We start from the raw sequence: 16,640 nt of genomic DNA, 5'->3' as shown, positions 1-16,640 counted from the left end.
GGTAGTGAAAAAAATGTCCGAGAAAACATTAAATATACAAAATCCTGAAGTATTTGATAGCCAAGAAAATTCTTCTATTTTCCAAAATAATTTAATAACTTTATTCGAAAGAGAAGTAAAAAAGCATCCAGGAAAAATTGCTGTTTCTGATAAAAACACTGAGATTTCTTATCAAGAATTAGATATGAAATCAGAAATAGTTGCCAATAAAATCAGAAATGAAATTATTGGGAATGGAAAATACATTGGAATTGTAGCTGAAAGAACAGCAGAAACTATCATTGGAATATTAGGCATTATTAAAGCTGGTTTTGCCTATATGCCGATAGATGAATCATACCCAGACAATAGAATTAAGTATTTGTTGAAAGATAGTGGAACCAATTATATTTTGACGCAGCATGAGGAGAGTTTGAAGCATTTAATGCTTCAAACTCCAATATTAAACTTGAACAAAATTGATTATTCTGATTATTTTATTAATGAGAATAATTCTACTCTTGTGAAACCAGAAGATTTGGCATATCTAATTTATACATCTGGAACAACAGGAACCCCAAAAGGAGTAATGGTAGAGCATAGGAATATTATTAGATTAGTAAAAGAGACTAATTATTGTAATTTTGAGGATGTTTCTATTTTACAAACAGGATCCTTATCTTTTGATGCATCTACTTTTGAAATCTGGGGTGCTTTACTAAATGGCGGCCATGTTCATATAGCTGAAAAAGAGTTGTTAGGTGATATAAATTTATTCAAAGATGTAATTAGAAACTTAAAAATAAATACTATGTTTATTACAACGGCCCTATTTAATCAGTTTGTCAGTTTAGATGCAGCAGCATTCAATTTATTAAAACAATTATACGTTGGTGGGGAAGCTGCGTCAGAAGAACATGTGAAGCTATTTTTAAAATACAAAAGTGATGATTTGGCTTTTTACAATATATACGGACCGACTGAAGCAACTACCTTTTCATTATTTCATCCAATAAAAAAATTGGAGAAAACTAGTAATAAAACTCCTATTGGACAACCAATTAGCCATACAACTGCATATATCTTTCAAGAAGGAGTTGAATGTGAAGTCGGTGAAATTGGTGAATTGTATCTAGGTGGGATAGGAATTTCTAGAGGTTATTTAAATCAAGACGTTTTAACTCAAGAAAAATTTGTTTGTCATCCCCAAAATTATTTAGAGCGCTTATATCGTACTGGAGATTTAGTCAAAAAATTACCTGATGGCAATATTGAATATGTAGGTAGAATTGATGATCAAGTAAAACTTAGAGGATTTAGAATTGAACTCGGGGAAATTGAAAGTCGATTAAAAGAGATTGCACAGGTGAAAAATGCAATTGTAATTTTGACCGAGGATGCAGGGGAAAAATATCTATGTGCATACATTATTGAAGATTCAGAGATTGCTATTACTGATTTGAAAGATAAATTAGATAATAATTTACCGGATTATATGATTCCTGCACATTTTATAAAACTAGATGAATTCCCTCTTACATTAAATGGTAAAATAGATAAAAAATCATTACCGAAACCAATATTTGAATATGGTGAAGAGTATATTCAACCAGACTCTGTTGAAAGTATATGTGTAGCAAATGCTTTTTCAGAAGTTCTTGGGGTTGAAAAAGTGGGCTTAAATTCAAATTTCTTTGATTACGGTGGTGATTCAATAAAAGCGATTCGTATGGTATCCAGCCTAAGGGAAAAAGGTTTTAACTTATCCATGGAATCAGTAATTAAAGAAAAAACTGTTGGGAATATTGCTAAAACTATCGAAAAGATTCAAAAATATACAATTAATCAATCTGAAATTAAGGGGAATGTTAAACTGACTCCTATTCAAAGTCAATTTTTTGAATCCGACATGGAAGAGCCAAATCACTTTAATCAGTCTGTCTTATTTGAGAGCGAAGAACAAGTTGATTCAGATATTTTAAGTCAAACTATTTTTTGCTTAGTTCAACATCACGATATGTTAAGAGCAAAGTATAGTAAAGACGGTAATCAGATTATAAAGCCTATTTCTGATTATGATGAAAATGACTTTAATTTTCTTTTGTTTGACCTTATGCATTTAAATGAACAAAATAAAATAAATGAAATGATATTAAGCGAAGGGAATAATATTCAAAAGTTATTAAATCTAGAAGAAGGGCCGATATTAAAAGGGGCTATTTTTAGAACTAAAGATAAAGACTATGTACTTATCTGTGTTCATCATTTAGTAATAGACGGTATTTCCTGGAGAATTATTGCTGAGGATTTAAACTATGGTTATCAAAAAACTAGAAATGGTGAAAAAATTGAATTTCCTAATAAGACTGTTTCTTTTCAAGAGTGGAGTGAAGAATTACATAAATACAGAAATTCAGATAAATTATCTTCAGAAATTCCTTATTGGTTAGAAGTGGAAAAGAACATTCCAAACAGTCATTTTGATAATAAAGCAGTTACCGAAAAAGTTGGAACTGAGTATGAAGTATTTCAAATATCTGAAGAGACTACAAATAATCTTTTGTACAATTCACATAAAGCATATAATACAGAAATCAATGATTTATTGTTAACTGCTCTTTTCCGTACAATTAACAAATTGACAGGGCAAACAGATATCTCTATCTTGATGGAGGGCCATGGAAGGGAGTCGATTGGAAAATACGTACCAATTGATAGAACTGTTGGTTGGTTCACTACAATTTATCCTGTTTCTATAAAAGATATAGGTAAGAGCATATCAGATGATCTTTGCAATACGAAAGAAAATTTCAGGAAAATCCCAAATCATGGATTTGGTTATTCGGTACTTAAATATTGTGGCGATAAAGTATTAAAAGATGAAATTCCAGATATTACGTTTAATTATTTGGGGAATTTTTCTCAAGAAAATAATGGGCTAGTTCTTAAAATTAAAGATACTGACCACGGTGAGCAAGTTTCAAAGTTTAATCGATTTGGAAGCCCTATAGTAGTAGATTGTGTAGTCATCGAAAAGGAATTGAATGTTACATTAATATATGATTCTGGACTATTTGAAGAGAGCTTCATTCATAAGTTAAAAGATTATTATAGGAATGAATTAGATGAAGTTGTTTCTCATTGTATGTCCTCTGATGTACATTCTACACCTTCAGATAAAGGTGAATTATCTTGGTCACTATCTGAGTATAAAAATGTTGAAAGAAAATTGAAAAGCAAAAATCAAGGATTAAATCGTATTTATCCACTCACTTCTTTACAAGAAGGAATGCTTTTCCATAAATTAGAGAATCCTGATTCATCTGTTTATTTTGTTCAAAATATATTTAGACTAGAAGGAAAAGTAAATAAAGAATACCTAAGTAGAAGTTTAAATTTATTGCAAGAAAAATATCCTGCACTATCAGTTAGTATTATTCATAAAGAAGTAAGTGAGTATAGACAGGCAGTAATTACAGGAAGATCTGTAGAATTAAATGAAATTGATTTAAGTACATCTGTCAATATAAATAGTGATTTTGATATGGTTTGCCGTTTTGATATGGAAAAAGGATTTGATTTAGAAGATGATAATTTAATTAGAGCTATTTTGGTGAAATATAGTGAGGAAGAGTACCGTTTGATTCTTAGTTTCCATCATATAATAATGGATGGATGGTGCACATCAATTGTTATTAATGATTTGCTTAATTTCTATACTGAAATTAGTGCAGGGAAAGAAATTTGCCAAATCAATAATTTAGAGAAAATTAGTTCAACTTATGAAGATTTTGTGTATCTAATGCGAGAAAAAAATATTCGCAAAGGAATTGAGTATTGGAAAGAGTTATTAGAGGATTATGATAACCAAGCAATGATTTTACCGTGTGGGGAAGTTGAACAAAATAATAATGAAACTGGATTGGCCAGTATCCGTCTTAGAAAAGATGAAAAAGAAAAATTAGAAGAATTGAGTCGTAAACATGGAGTTACTTTAAATACGATTATTGAAGCTGTCTGGGGAATCTTATTGCAACGATATACCAATCAAGATGATATTGTCTTTGGAAAAGTCGTATCCGGTAGGAATGTAGAGCTAAAAGATATTGATAAAATGGTCGGTTTATTTATCAATACAATACCAGTAAGGGTAAAAGCAGGTCGTAATGACACTTTCCTTGAATTATTGACAAGCCTACAAAATCAAGCACTTGAAAGTGGGAATTTTGATTACTGTCCTTTAAATGAAATTCAAAGCCAATGTACTGATAATGATAGCTTAATCACTACCATAGTTGGTTTCGAGAATTATTATGAGACTAATATTGAGCAGACTAAGGATTTCTCCCTTTATTTTGAGAAACTAAGAGAGCAAACAAACTATCCACTTAGTCTAGATGTATTGAATGAAGAGAATCTTACATTGAAGTTAATGTATGACGCTCAAATATATAATAATACTTTCTCAGCTAGGTTGTTAGAAAATTTACATTCGATAATTTTGAGTATTATAGAGAAACCAGATATACAGATAAAAAATATTGAAATGATTGGGGAACAAGAAAAACAGATTGTACTTTTAGAATTTAATAATACTCAGATGACATATTTGAATGATCGAAATATTATTGAAGTATTTGAAGCGACAGTTGCTAATTACCCTAACTTAATTGCACTAAGATACAAGGAAGAAACATTAACCTATAAGGAACTTAATCATTGGGCAAATTCAATTGGAGAAGAAATTAGAAATAGAGGAATAAGTAAGAACGATTTTGTAGGGATTATTTCTGAAAAATCATTCGAAATGTTTGCTGGAATTTTGGGTATCTTAAAATCTGGTGCTGGCTATTTACCTTTAGATCCAGGGTATCCAATGGATAGAATTAACTTCATGCTAAGTGATAGTAATACAAAACTAGTTATAACAAGTTCTCATATTAAAGATTTAAAAGAAAAATTTGAAAATATAAGTTTCTTAGATATAGAGGAGTGCTATTCAAGTAATAAAAATAACTTATCTATTATATCAAGCGCAGATGACGCTGCTTATATGATTTATACGTCAGGAACTACAGGAACGCCAAAAGGAGTTATTGTAGAACATAAAAATGTTATAAATTTAGTTGAATGGCAAAAGAATACAGGTAAATATACGGAAACTACGGAGGTCTTGCAATTCTTTAATTACATTTTTGATGGATCTGTTATGGAAATCTTTCCTACCTTATTAACTGGCGCAACATTGGTTATAGTTCCAGAAGAAGATAGAAATAATCCGGAAAAATTATTAGAATTGATGAGAAATAGACAAGTTATAATGGTTCAGTCAATGTTTAAAATTATAGTAGATTATACAAAATCAAGTAAAAAAGAACTCTTATTTGAAAAGGTTTATCTTGGAGGAGAATGTGTGCCAATCGATTTGGTACGTCAACTCAAAGAACTGATTGGAGAAAAAATAGAGGATGTATATAATTTGTATGGTCCTACTGAATGCACAGTTTGTTCTACTGGTTATAACTTTAATAGTGAAGAGGATCTTTCAATTGTTTTAATTGGTAAGCCAATTGCAAATACGCAACTATTCATTTTAAATGAGAATCAGATTTGCGGAATTGGGGTTCCTGGAGAGTTGTGTATTAGTGGTGATGGAGTAGCTCGGGGATATTTAAATAGACCGGATTTAACAGAAGAAAAGTTTGTAGAAAATCCATATCTTCCTGGACAAAAGGTGTATCGAACAGGTGATTTAGCGAGATGGACGCCAGATGGAAATATTGATTATCTTGGTCGAATAGATGAACAAGTAAAAATTAGAGGTTTCCGTATTGAATTGGGTGAAATTGAAAGTAAACTAAGAGCACTACCTGAAGTGTCAGACGCTGTAGTGTTGGTGAAAGAAAATAATGGATCGAAGATCATTTGCGGGTACATTATTACAGAGTCTTCTGTAGAGCCTGCTTATTTAAAAGAAGAACTAAGTCAAAACTTACCAGAATATATGATACCTGCATGCTTTGTTCAGTTGGAAGAATTTCCACGAACTCGAACAGGTAAATTAGATCGTAAAGCTTTGCCAGACCCTAGTTTTACAGACCTAGAAGAATATATTGAACCTAGAAATGAGAGAGAAGAAGCTATTGTACAAGTTTTTCAAGATGTGTTAAATATTGATGGATTAATCGGAATCGATGCGAATTTCTTTTCATTAGGTGGAGACTCTATTAAGGCCATCCGAATTATTTCGAAGTTAAGAGAAAAAGGATATAGCTTAAAAGTTCCAGATATTATGGACAAAAAAACACCTCGAAGAATCGCACAAAGCGTTCAAGTGAAAGAGGAAGTGCTAGAGATTGACCAATCGGAAGTTATAGGAGAAGTTCCACTGATTCCAATTCAAAAAGCGTTTATGGCTCACAAAGGAATGGACAAGCATCATTTTAACCAATCCGTTTTCTTACAAATCCCTACGGGATTAGCGCTTCTACCTTTGAAGCAAGCGTTAAGATCGCTGACCATTCATCATGATATGTTAAGAGCTACTTATAGAGATGGGAAACAAATCATTCTATCTGTAGCGGATAGTGAATTTGTAGCGGTAGAAAGCTATGATTACACCGCATTCCCATTGGAAAAAGCGTATGCCATGGTTGATGAACAGTCTACTAAAATTCAAGCTAGTATGGATTTGGAAAACGGTCCGCTTTTAAGAGCTGGAGTCTTTCAGCTACAAGATGGTGATTATCTTCTATTAAGTATTCATCATTTAGTGGTAGATGGAGTTTCTTGGAGAATCTTGATAGAGGATCTTAAAGTAGCCTATGAAGCTGCTAAAAATGGAAAGGAGATTCAGTTACCTCCTAAAACTCACTCCTTCAAGGAGTGGGGCTTGGCACTGCAATCTTATCGCGAAAGCTCTCAATTACAGTCTGAAGTGAATTATTGGAAGACTGTTGAGTCTAAGGTGAATATAGGAAAATTGTTATTACCTGTAAAAGAAGAGGGATTATACTTAGAGCCTCAAAAAGTAACAATGTCCTTATCTAAAAAAGAGACTGAGAACCTACTACAAAAAGCCGGCACAGCTTATTCAACTGAAATTAATGATTTATTATTAACGGCAGTTGGTCGTGCGGTGAACAAGATCACAGGTCAAACTTCTTTAGCCATTCATATGGAAGGGCATGGACGTGAAGCAATTGTGGATTCTATGGTCATTGATCGTACTGTCGGTTGGTTTACTAGTACGTATCCAGTTGTCTTAGAGGAACTTGGCGATTCTATTGGAATGGATATTAGTAAGACGAAAGAAACTTTACGGAGAATTCCTCATCATGGAATCGGTTATGGCATTCTTAATGAATTGGGAGAGACTGTTCTTGAAGGAGTGGAACCTGATTTAACTTTTAATTATCTTGGAGAGTTTCAATTTAGTCAATCTGGAGAAGATTTTTCAGAGAGCAGTCTTTCACATGGAAGAGATGTTTCAGAAAAGGATACTTTCCATACCAAATTATCTTTAGATGGTGCAATCTCAGATAAAAAATTAAGTGTAGTTTTAAGCTTCAATGGTTCAGAGTACGTAAAGGAGGAGATGGATGTTTTCATCCAAGCAATTAAAGATGAATTATTAGAAGTAATTCAACATTGTTTGGAACAAAAAGAAACGATCCGAACACCTTTTGACCTTGGGGAAGAAAATTGGTCACTTGAAGAATATAACAATGTTGTTCAAAAATACGCGGACAAGGGATATGAGGTTGATCGCATTATCCCGATGACAGGGATGCAAGAGGGAATGTTGTATCACAAATTGTTAAATGAAGAGTCAAGTGAGTATGTTGTTCAAAGTGTGTATTCTGTTAGTGGCTTACATTCTGTCGAGCATTTGAAAATGAGTTTGGATTTATTAAAAGAAAAGCACGGCGTGCTTGAAACGAGTATTGCTTATCAGAATGTAAGTGAGCCAAGGCAAGTGATGTTAAAGGGAAGAGATATTGAATTTAATGAAATAGATCTTTCACAGTCAAAAAATCAAGAAAAGGAAAGAGAAGCCTTCTTAAAAGAGGATGTTCGAAGAGGTTTTGATTTAGAAAACGATAGTTTAATTCGTGTAGCTTTCATTCACTTGGAAAATGAATTGCCTCAATTAGTAATTAGCTTCCATCATATTATAATGGACGGCTGGTGTATGTCGATTTTAATGAATGACTTAAGTCAATTCTATTCTAAGTTAGAATCTGGTATTTCAAAGCATGAAATCAGTAAAGAACTTCATAGTCGTTATGACTATGAAGAATATATTCGAACTATTAAGTTCATTGAGAAAGAAGAAGGGATTAAATATTGGTCAGAATTATTAAATGGATATGATACAAATGCTCAAATTGAAATAAATTCTAATTGCGAGTTAGAATCAGAAGAAATTATTATTTCTGAAACATCACTTAGCATCGAAACAACAACACAACTAGAAAAACTTTGCCGTACTACTGGCGTTACAATGAATACATTCCTTGAAACAATCTGGGGAGTATTACTTCAAAAACATATAGGACAAAGAGACGTAGTTTTTGGAAAAGTTGTTTCAGGAAGAGATGTTGAAATAAATAATATCGAATCTACAATTGGGCTTTTCATAAATACTATTCCTGTTCGAGTAGTTACCGAGCAGAAGAGCCAATTTAATGATTTGCTTAAGGAAATGCAAAAACAAGCCCTTTCAAGTAATGAATATGATCACTATTCATTAGCTGAAATTCAAACAGAATGTACGAACTTAGGGAAAGATTTAGTTAAATCTGCAGTTGTTTTCGAAAATTATTATAAAACGGAGCAGGATAAAGATAATAAATTGAAATTTGAATTAAAAGATAATAGAGAGCAAACTAATTATGATATGACTTTAGTAGGTTATCAGAGTGAACAATTACAATTAAAACTAATGACTAATGCTAATTGTTATGATGAAAATATATCAAAAAAATTACTCTCTCAATTATTAAACATTGTAGAACAAGTACTTCAAGATCCATCTATTCCAGTATCAAATATTCAAATTTCATCCAAAGATGAAATCAAACAAATTATAGACTCGTTTAGTAAATGTAATGAAATTTCTAACGTTCAACATACTATTCTTGAATTATTTGAACAACAAGTTAGAATAGCGCCTTATAAAATTGCATTAAGTGATGATAATAATGAAATGACATATTTAGAACTAGAGCAATTAGCCAATCGGTTAGCCAGCAAGCTACTAAATGATTCAGAAAAAGGTAATGATTATATTGGATTGGTTGTTGAAAGAAATATATATACAGTGGTTTCAATGGTAGCTATTTTAAAAGCCGGTTATGCATATTTACCAATAGATCCAGATTATCCGCCAAATAGAATTAATTATCTTATCGGTGATAGTGGATTAAAGATTGTTTTAGTTCAGGATGATAGATTAGCTAACTTTATTGATGATTCAGTTTTAATGATTAATACAAATAAACTAGACTATACAACAATTGAGGAGAACGTATACCAATCAGTAGATATGAATCCGAATGATATAGCCTGTGTAATTTACACTTCTGGGACAACAGGTCATCCTAAAGGAACTATGATCGAACATAAAAGTATAATTAGGTTAGTAAAAGATACTAATTATGCTGATTTTTCCGGTGTTTCAATACTCCAGACAGGCTCATTATCATTTGATGCATCTCATTTCGAAATTTGGGGTTCACTATTAAATGGTGGATATGTGCATATTGCTGATAAAGAGGTTTTATCTAATATTGAATTGCTTAAAGAAAATATATTGTCAAAACAAATAAATACAATGTTTATCACAACCGCGTTATTTAATCAATATGTAGAAATTGATCCAACAGTATTTAATTCATTGAAGCAACTTTATTTTGGTGGAGAAGCTACTTCTAATAAACATGTAAAGCGATTAATGGAAAACAAAAAGGAATCCTTAAAACTATACAATGTATATGGTCCGACCGAAGCAACAACATTTTCCTTATTCTATCCAATTGATAATAGTATTGATTTCAATAAAAAAATACCGATTGGTAAACCTATTACTAATACATCTGCAGTAGTTAAATCGGATAATATGATTTGTGGAATAGACATTCCAGGAGAGCTATATATCGGAGGACCAGGATTAGCTCGGGGATATTTAAATAACAATAAACTGAATGAAGATAAATTTTTAATTGATAAAGATATCAATGGTGAAAGATTTTATAAAACTGGTGATTTAGTAAAATGGGATAATGAAGGTAATTTAATTTATCTAGGAAGGATTGACAAACAAGTTAAGTTAAATGGGTTTAGAATAGAGCTTGAGGAAATTGAAAATCGATTGAAAAAATTAAACAGTATACAGAATGCAACAATTTTACTAAGAAATGATAATGGTTTTGATTATTTATGTGCTTATTTAATTCAAGATGAAGACATAAATGAGGAAGAAATTAAGAGCTTTCTTCGAGAGGAATTACCGGAATACATGATTCCACAATATTTCATCCGTCTTAAAGAATTACCAGTAACTATTAATGGGAAGATTGATTCTAAAGCTTTACCAGTACCGGAATTCAAAGGAAAAGAACAACAGGTACTACCTAAAGATGAATGGGAACAAATTACACTTGATATTTTCCAAGATGTATTAAACATTTGTCATCTTAGCGTGAAAGATAGCTTTATTGATATGGGTGGAAATTCTCTTAAAGCAATTCGATTAGTTAATATGATAGAGATGAAAACTAAAATTCGTATCACATTGCAGGAGCTCTTTCAATTAGAAACTATTGAAAAAGTAGCTGAAAGATTAAGTGTTGGAGAGGAAAATGAGGAAGAATATTATGTTCCATTATCTTCTTTTACTGATGAACTATAAAATTATTTTTGATGAATGGGAAATTTAATCGCAAAATATTTTATTTTTAAATTGATAATAATAGTTTTAGGGATTCTATATTGATTACTATTTATGCTACTCAACATAAGTAATTATAGTATCTAAACTATTATAAAGGGGCTGTCCCATAAATCGGTGAAACCGACTTATAGGCAGCCCTCTTTTTACGTACAAAAAAACGCCTCGTTCTATATAATTGTAAGTAACCATACAAACAAAAATAAGAAACTGGAGACAATTTTTTTATGAGTAACAATTCAGCTACTTTCATTTAATATTTAATTTAGCTTATCAATATCTGACAAAGATATTACTACATTAAAAGATTTATTTGTATATTCATACCTAATATATCCTTCATACTTATTTACTATAGATGTTACACTTTTTAAACCCCATCCATGAAATTTTTTATCTTTCTTAGTAGTTAAAAAGTGATTATTTAAAAGCTTTGGTTCAATTGAAATACTGTTTTCTATTTTCAAAAAAATCATTTCATTAATTTTTTTTATTGTAATCTTTATCCAACGTTCATCAAACTGTTCAATATGTTGACATGCTTCGATCGCATTATCAATAAGATTAGAAAGTATAGCTACAATGTCATTATCAGCTAGTTTCAATTTTTGGGGAATTTCTACCTCAATAGTATTTTGAATTTTTTCTTCCTTAATTATTTCCAGCTTATTGTTGATTACAAAATCTACAATGGTATTGTTAGTAAAAACATTTTGTCCATAATTACTCAATATGGGTTTCGATATATTATTGATGTAATCCAACGCTTGTTCACTTTTACCGCCTTTAATTAATTTATACAAAATTGTCATATGATTATTTAAATCATGATAAGTTTTAGCGTTATTCTCATAAAGTTCACGCATTTTAACAAAATCTTCTTGTAACATCTTATTTTTGAACTCAATTATTTTCTTTTCTTCTTCTTTTTCATAATTAGTGAAAAATAATATGATTAAAAACAGTGTTAATATTCCTAAAATAATGAATGCAATCCAACTTGATACAATCCCTTGATTCACATAAATAAATGATTTTTTTGTAGCAAAATAAGCTGTAACTAAGCCTAAAATAGCAATCGATAAGAAGTATTTGTACTTTGTTAAAATAGCATCTATATCATATTTTCTTAAAAAAATTTTATAAAAGAGATATAAAATTATTATTTCTGCAATCCTGATTATGTAAATAATAAATATGTAACTCGTTGAGTGATTATATGTATTCCAACCATTATAATTATTTATTGCATTCGTAATAACAAATGCAACGCTATTACACAATAAAATCGTAGAAAAATAAAAAGATACGAAAGAAAATATAAATTTCATTTTAGTACTATATAAAAATATTGAAGTAACTGTAAAAAAAATAATACAAAACAAAAGTGTTAGTAAAACCGGTAATTCCACAATATTCAGAATGCAAATAATCAATGATAGAAGAATAGAGAAACAAATTTCATATCCAATTGTTTGTTTATTGTTAAATCGAATTGGTAATAATAAATTTAATACCCTGTAACCAATTATAATTGAAAAAATTGAAGTTAAATAATCTAACTCCCAAAATATCATAGCAAATTCTCTTCCCAAAACATATGAATTTTAGACTTTAATTCATTAATATGATTTCTACTTACTGATAAAATTTCATTATTTTTTAAAACAGCCATATTATCTTTGATCTTTATTATATGTAATAAATTAACAATAACTCCCTTGTCGATGTAAAAAAATTCTTTACAATTAATTTCTGAAAAAACTGCAGCCAAGGGCTTCCTCACTTTAATTGAATCATCTTCAGTGACAAAGACTGAATTTTTCCCATCTTTATATATGTATAAGATGCTATTCAAAGGTATTTTTTGAAACCTTGTTTTAGTTTGAATAGTATAACAGTTTTTATTTTGTAAGTTTATTATTTTAATAGCATCTTTAAGAGCGAGAGGCAACTTCTCCTCCATTCTACTTTTTGGAATATACCGAAAAATATTTAATTCATAAGAATCAATAGCGAATTCTAAATGTGATGTTATAAAAATAATTAATGAATTTTTATTTTTCTTTCTTATAATTTTTGCTATGTCTATTCCAGTTATATCTGGCATTTCTATATCTAGAAGTATTAAATCAAACATCTTGTCTTCTAAAGCAAACAAGAAAGAATCTCCCGAAGTAAAAGTGGTTATTTCAGAAATGATACCTTCTTTACTAAGTATGGATTTTAATAAATTAAGTTCTTGATCTAGAATATTTTTGTTATCATCTACAATACTAATATTCATACTATCTCCTCTTTTGAATGTATTAAATATAACAAGTTTATAAAATGTAATTATATATATTACATTTTAAATTATACCAAACATCCGTAATTGCCGGAAGAGCGTGTGTACGACAATCCGTGGCCAGAGTTTTCGTTTACATTTACAGTAGAGGAGTATGCGTATGAGGAAGCGAAGGCGAAGTTTGGTGAAGACCCGCGCGTATATTGCATTCAAACGAAGAAACTGGTAGGAGATGAACAAGCCTGTTTAAAAGAAGTCCATACGATTCAAATGGAAAATTGTAAGGGTGAAAACGGCACAATTACTTTCAGAGAGATTCCGAGAATTGAAAAAGTCTATTAAAAGAAAAAGGCAGATAACTGCCTACTTTATATTAGATGATTATCTGCTTTTCATTTTCTGTATATGGATAAAAAATTGTAATAGAAGCCTTAACACATATCCAGCATTTTTTATCCAGGGGATAAAGTGAATCTTCCATTAGTGGGGGGCTTCATCTCCCACCTATCTTCCTTGTTTTTTAAACCTTGAGGTGGGAGTCTTACTGCCCTAAAGTAGTGGGATAAACTACATTCTTTGGGAATTCATAAGAATTTTTTCTGAAAAAACTCTTACGACCCCCTTAAAAATAAGGTTCCTTGCGAAATAAGTATAGATGGATGGAAGGAAGCAATAAGGAAGCTTGTTTCTTGTATGAAGCCTATGAAAAACAAAATTGAGCGATAACTAAGTGTGTATGTTGTATATGAATTTTACGCATATAATGGTCTGCATAAATAGAGATTCACTTCTACTTAAAACAATGGAAACCGTACTAGAAAGGGAGATTTAACTTGAAGGAATTTACTGTTTGCTATACTTTGGATAATGATATTAAAAAAGAAAAAATAATAAAAGGATTAGATGCTAAAAAGGAAGAGGTTATACAAGAAGTCTTAGAAAAGGTGAAACATGACAAGTTTTTTGTTGCGAAAAGTGACGAAGGAGATTATATAATAAATTCCTATTTAGTACGTTACATACGCGTTATAGATGAGAAAGTGTTAGGTCAAATATAATACTCATAATTTAGTAGACGGTAAGCTAACAAAGGGGCTTACTTAACATAGTCTACAATTTTCATACGTAAACGAAACGCAGGAGAGAAGAATAATGACAGAAACGTATCGTTCTCGTGAGGAACGAAAACAAATAAAGAAAAAACAAACAGAAAGTGGAGAGTCCTCCAAAAAAGGATTATTTTTGAAAAAGGTCTTACTTGCCTGTTTGCTGATTGGCCTCAGTATAGTAGGAGCAGGAGTTGTTATGTTTTTTTCTATGATTAAAGACGCTCCAAAAATAGAGGCCTCAAAATTGGAGGATCCACTATCGACGAAGTTTTATGATAAAGACGGAAAATTTATCTATGAATATGGAAAGGAAAAACGAACAAAAATTACTTATGATCAGGTTCCAAAGGTGTTGGAACAAGCATTTATTGCTACAGAAGATTCTCATTTTTATGAACATCATGGCATAGACATAAAGCGAACTGGTAAAGCAATTTTGGAAAACTTGACTGGGAACTTTGGATCTCAGGGTGGAAGTACCATTACACAGCAAGTTATTAAAAACTCATTTTTGTCTCCAGAAAAAACGTTAAAACGAAAAATACAGGAATGGTACTTGGCGTATAAGCTGGAGCAAAAATATTCCAAACAAGATATTTTAACAATGTACTTGAACAAAATTAATCTTGGAAACCGCTCTTACGGCGTTGCTGCTGCAGCGAAAAATTACTACGGTATTGAAGCGAATGATTTGAAAAAATTGACGCTTCCCCAGGCTGCCATGTTAGCTGGGCTGCCACAAAGCCCGAATAACTACGATCCGTCTAAACCGGAAAACGAGGAAGCAGCGACAAAGCGTCGTAACCTTGTCTTAAGCTCTATGCATAGACAAGGTTATATCACAGAGCAACAAATGCAGGATGCAATGAAGGTTCCGGTAACGAAAGGTATTGTTCCGAAAACCAATCAAGAAGGTATGCCTTATGAAGCGTTTTTGGATGCTGCAACAAAAGAAGTTGAAGACAAGTTGAAAGACGTCAATATCGGTACGGATGGTCTTCAAATTTATATGACACTTGACCCGAAAGCACAGCAGTATGCCGATAAAATCATGAATACACAAGATATTGTGAGTTATCCGAACGATCGTTTCCAGGCCGCTTTTACGTTTATGGATTCGAAAACGGGTGAAGTGCGTGCTATTGGAAGTGGCCGTAATGAATACAAGGCAACATTTCGAGGAAATAATTTCGCTATTGATATAAACCGTCAACCAGGTTCGACGTTTAAACCAATCTTTGATTATGGTCCAGCGATTGAAAATTTAAAATGGTCAACGTACCACCAACTTGTGGACGAACAGTATCATTACTCAAATGGAAAACCTATACGGAACGCTTATACGGATTATAAAGGTCCTATGTCTATACGAAACGCTTTAGTAGAGTCACGTAATATTCCAGCTTTGAAGACATTACAGGAAGTTGGTTTGAATAAAGCAAAAGAGTTTGCACAATCACTCGGAATTACGTTTTCCGGTAATCAGGTTTATGAGTCTTACGCAATTGGAAGTAACCTTGTGTCTCCTCTTGAAATGGCAGGAGCATACGGTGCATTTGCAAACGATGGTGTGTATACAAAACCGCATTTCGTTACAAAGGTTGTTTTCCCAGACGGTAAAGAAATAAGTTTTCAGTCGAAAGGTAAACGCGTTATGCATGACTATACGGCTTATATGATTACCGATATGCTTCGTGGGGTAGTGAATGCATCTAACGGAACAGGTACAGCAGCTAATGTACCAGGTCTTGATATTGCAGGGAAAACGGGAACAACAAACTTTGATGACAAGACACTTAGTCAGTTCGGCTATCCATCTAAAGCGACAAATGATAGTTGGTTTGTCGGTTATACACCACAATATACGATGGCTGTTTGGACTGGCTATGCGAAAAATGGCTCAGGTAATTATATGCTCGGAGATACAACAAAAATCTCACACCTTATTTTTAAAGCAATGATGCAAACATTTGGAACAGGCACAGCTAGATTCCAACAGCCGAGCAGCGTATATCAAATGAATAATGAGCTATACATTAATGGAGTTAGTCCTGACGCTGTTCCGCCAGCAGCAGCTCCGTCCATGGCGCCATCCGCAGTTGTTTCACCGGAAGCTCAAAATCCGGAACAGGGCGATAGTAAAGAAAATGAGAGTGAAAACTCAGGTCATGATGGAGATAAAGAAAAAAAAGAAAAAGATAAAAAAGATAAAAAAGATAAACATAAACATAAGCATGACTAAGGCAAATAGAGAAAAAGGATAGCTTCGTCATGAAGTTCATAGATTTCTAAATTTGTAATGATGAGG

At 31.8% G+C, this 16,640-nt stretch carries 5 protein-coding genes and 1 pseudogene; 4 read left to right on the top strand and 2 right to left on the bottom strand.

The window, feature by feature from the left end:
• Nucleotides 1-13 precede the first annotated feature (13 nt).
• The gene (locus AB1279_RS15390) at nucleotides 14-10,894 is read left to right on the top strand and encodes an amino acid adenylation domain-containing protein (RefSeq protein WP_429759712.1); all 10,881 of its coding nucleotides are present in this window, start codon (nucleotides 14-16) and stop codon (nucleotides 10,892-10,894) included.
• A 299-nt stretch (nucleotides 10,895-11,193) separates the two neighbouring features.
• Here the strand turns inward: AB1279_RS15390 and AB1279_RS15385 are convergent, their stop codons facing one another.
• Both AB1279_RS15385 and AB1279_RS15380 read right to left on the bottom strand, forming a co-directional pair.
• A complete protein-coding gene (locus tag AB1279_RS15385) occupies nucleotides 11,194-12,510 on the bottom strand; it encodes a sensor histidine kinase (protein ID WP_429759711.1) in 1,317 nt (438 codons plus the stop codon).
• A complete protein-coding gene (locus tag AB1279_RS15380) occupies nucleotides 12,507-13,220 on the bottom strand; it encodes a LytR/AlgR family response regulator transcription factor (protein ID WP_429750575.1) in 714 nt (237 codons plus the stop codon). The genes AB1279_RS15385 and AB1279_RS15380 overlap by 4 nt, the downstream gene beginning before the upstream one ends.
• A gap of 75 nt (nucleotides 13,221-13,295) precedes the next feature.
• Here AB1279_RS15380 and AB1279_RS15375 point away from each other — a divergent pair.
• The 3 genes and pseudogenes from AB1279_RS15375 to AB1279_RS15365 all read left to right on the top strand — a co-directional run.
• Nucleotides 13,296-13,562, top strand: a pseudogene (locus AB1279_RS15375) (glutamate synthase); the annotation flags it as partial.
• 494 nt (nucleotides 13,563-14,056) lie between these two features.
• The gene (locus AB1279_RS15370; RefSeq protein WP_429750573.1) at nucleotides 14,057-14,281 is read left to right on the top strand and encodes a hypothetical protein; all 225 of its coding nucleotides are present in this window, start codon (nucleotides 14,057-14,059) and stop codon (nucleotides 14,279-14,281) included.
• A gap of 94 nt (nucleotides 14,282-14,375) precedes the next feature.
• The gene (locus tag AB1279_RS15365) at nucleotides 14,376-16,574 is read left to right on the top strand and encodes a transglycosylase domain-containing protein (RefSeq protein WP_429759709.1); all 2,199 of its coding nucleotides are present in this window, start codon (nucleotides 14,376-14,378) and stop codon (nucleotides 16,572-16,574) included.
• The last annotated feature ends 66 nt before the right edge of the window (nucleotides 16,575-16,640 follow it).

The organism is Bacillus sp. S14(2024) (assembly GCF_050473785.1).
In the GTDB taxonomy this organism is placed as follows: Bacteria; Bacillota; Bacilli; order Bacillales; family Bacillaceae_G; genus Bacillus_A; species Bacillus_A yunxiaonensis.
Note: the sequence above shows the minus strand (reverse complement) of the source record. Positions and strands in the feature narration are given on the sequence as shown.

What these genes read in the sequence shown, in the direction of transcription:
- AB1279_RS15390 (WP_429759712.1), top strand. Translation starts at nt 14, where the DNA reads ATGTCCGAGAAAACATTAAATATACAAAATCCTGAAGTATTTGATAGC.
- AB1279_RS15385 (WP_429759711.1), bottom strand. Translation starts at nt 12,510, where the DNA reads ATGATATTTTGGGAGTTAGATTATTTAACTTCAATTTTTTCAATTATA.
- AB1279_RS15380 (WP_429750575.1), bottom strand. Translation starts at nt 13,220, where the DNA reads ATGAATATTAGTATTGTAGATGATAACAAAAATATTCTAGATCAAGAA.
- AB1279_RS15365 (WP_429759709.1), top strand. Translation starts at nt 14,376, where the DNA reads ATGACAGAAACGTATCGTTCTCGTGAGGAACGAAAACAAATAAAGAAA.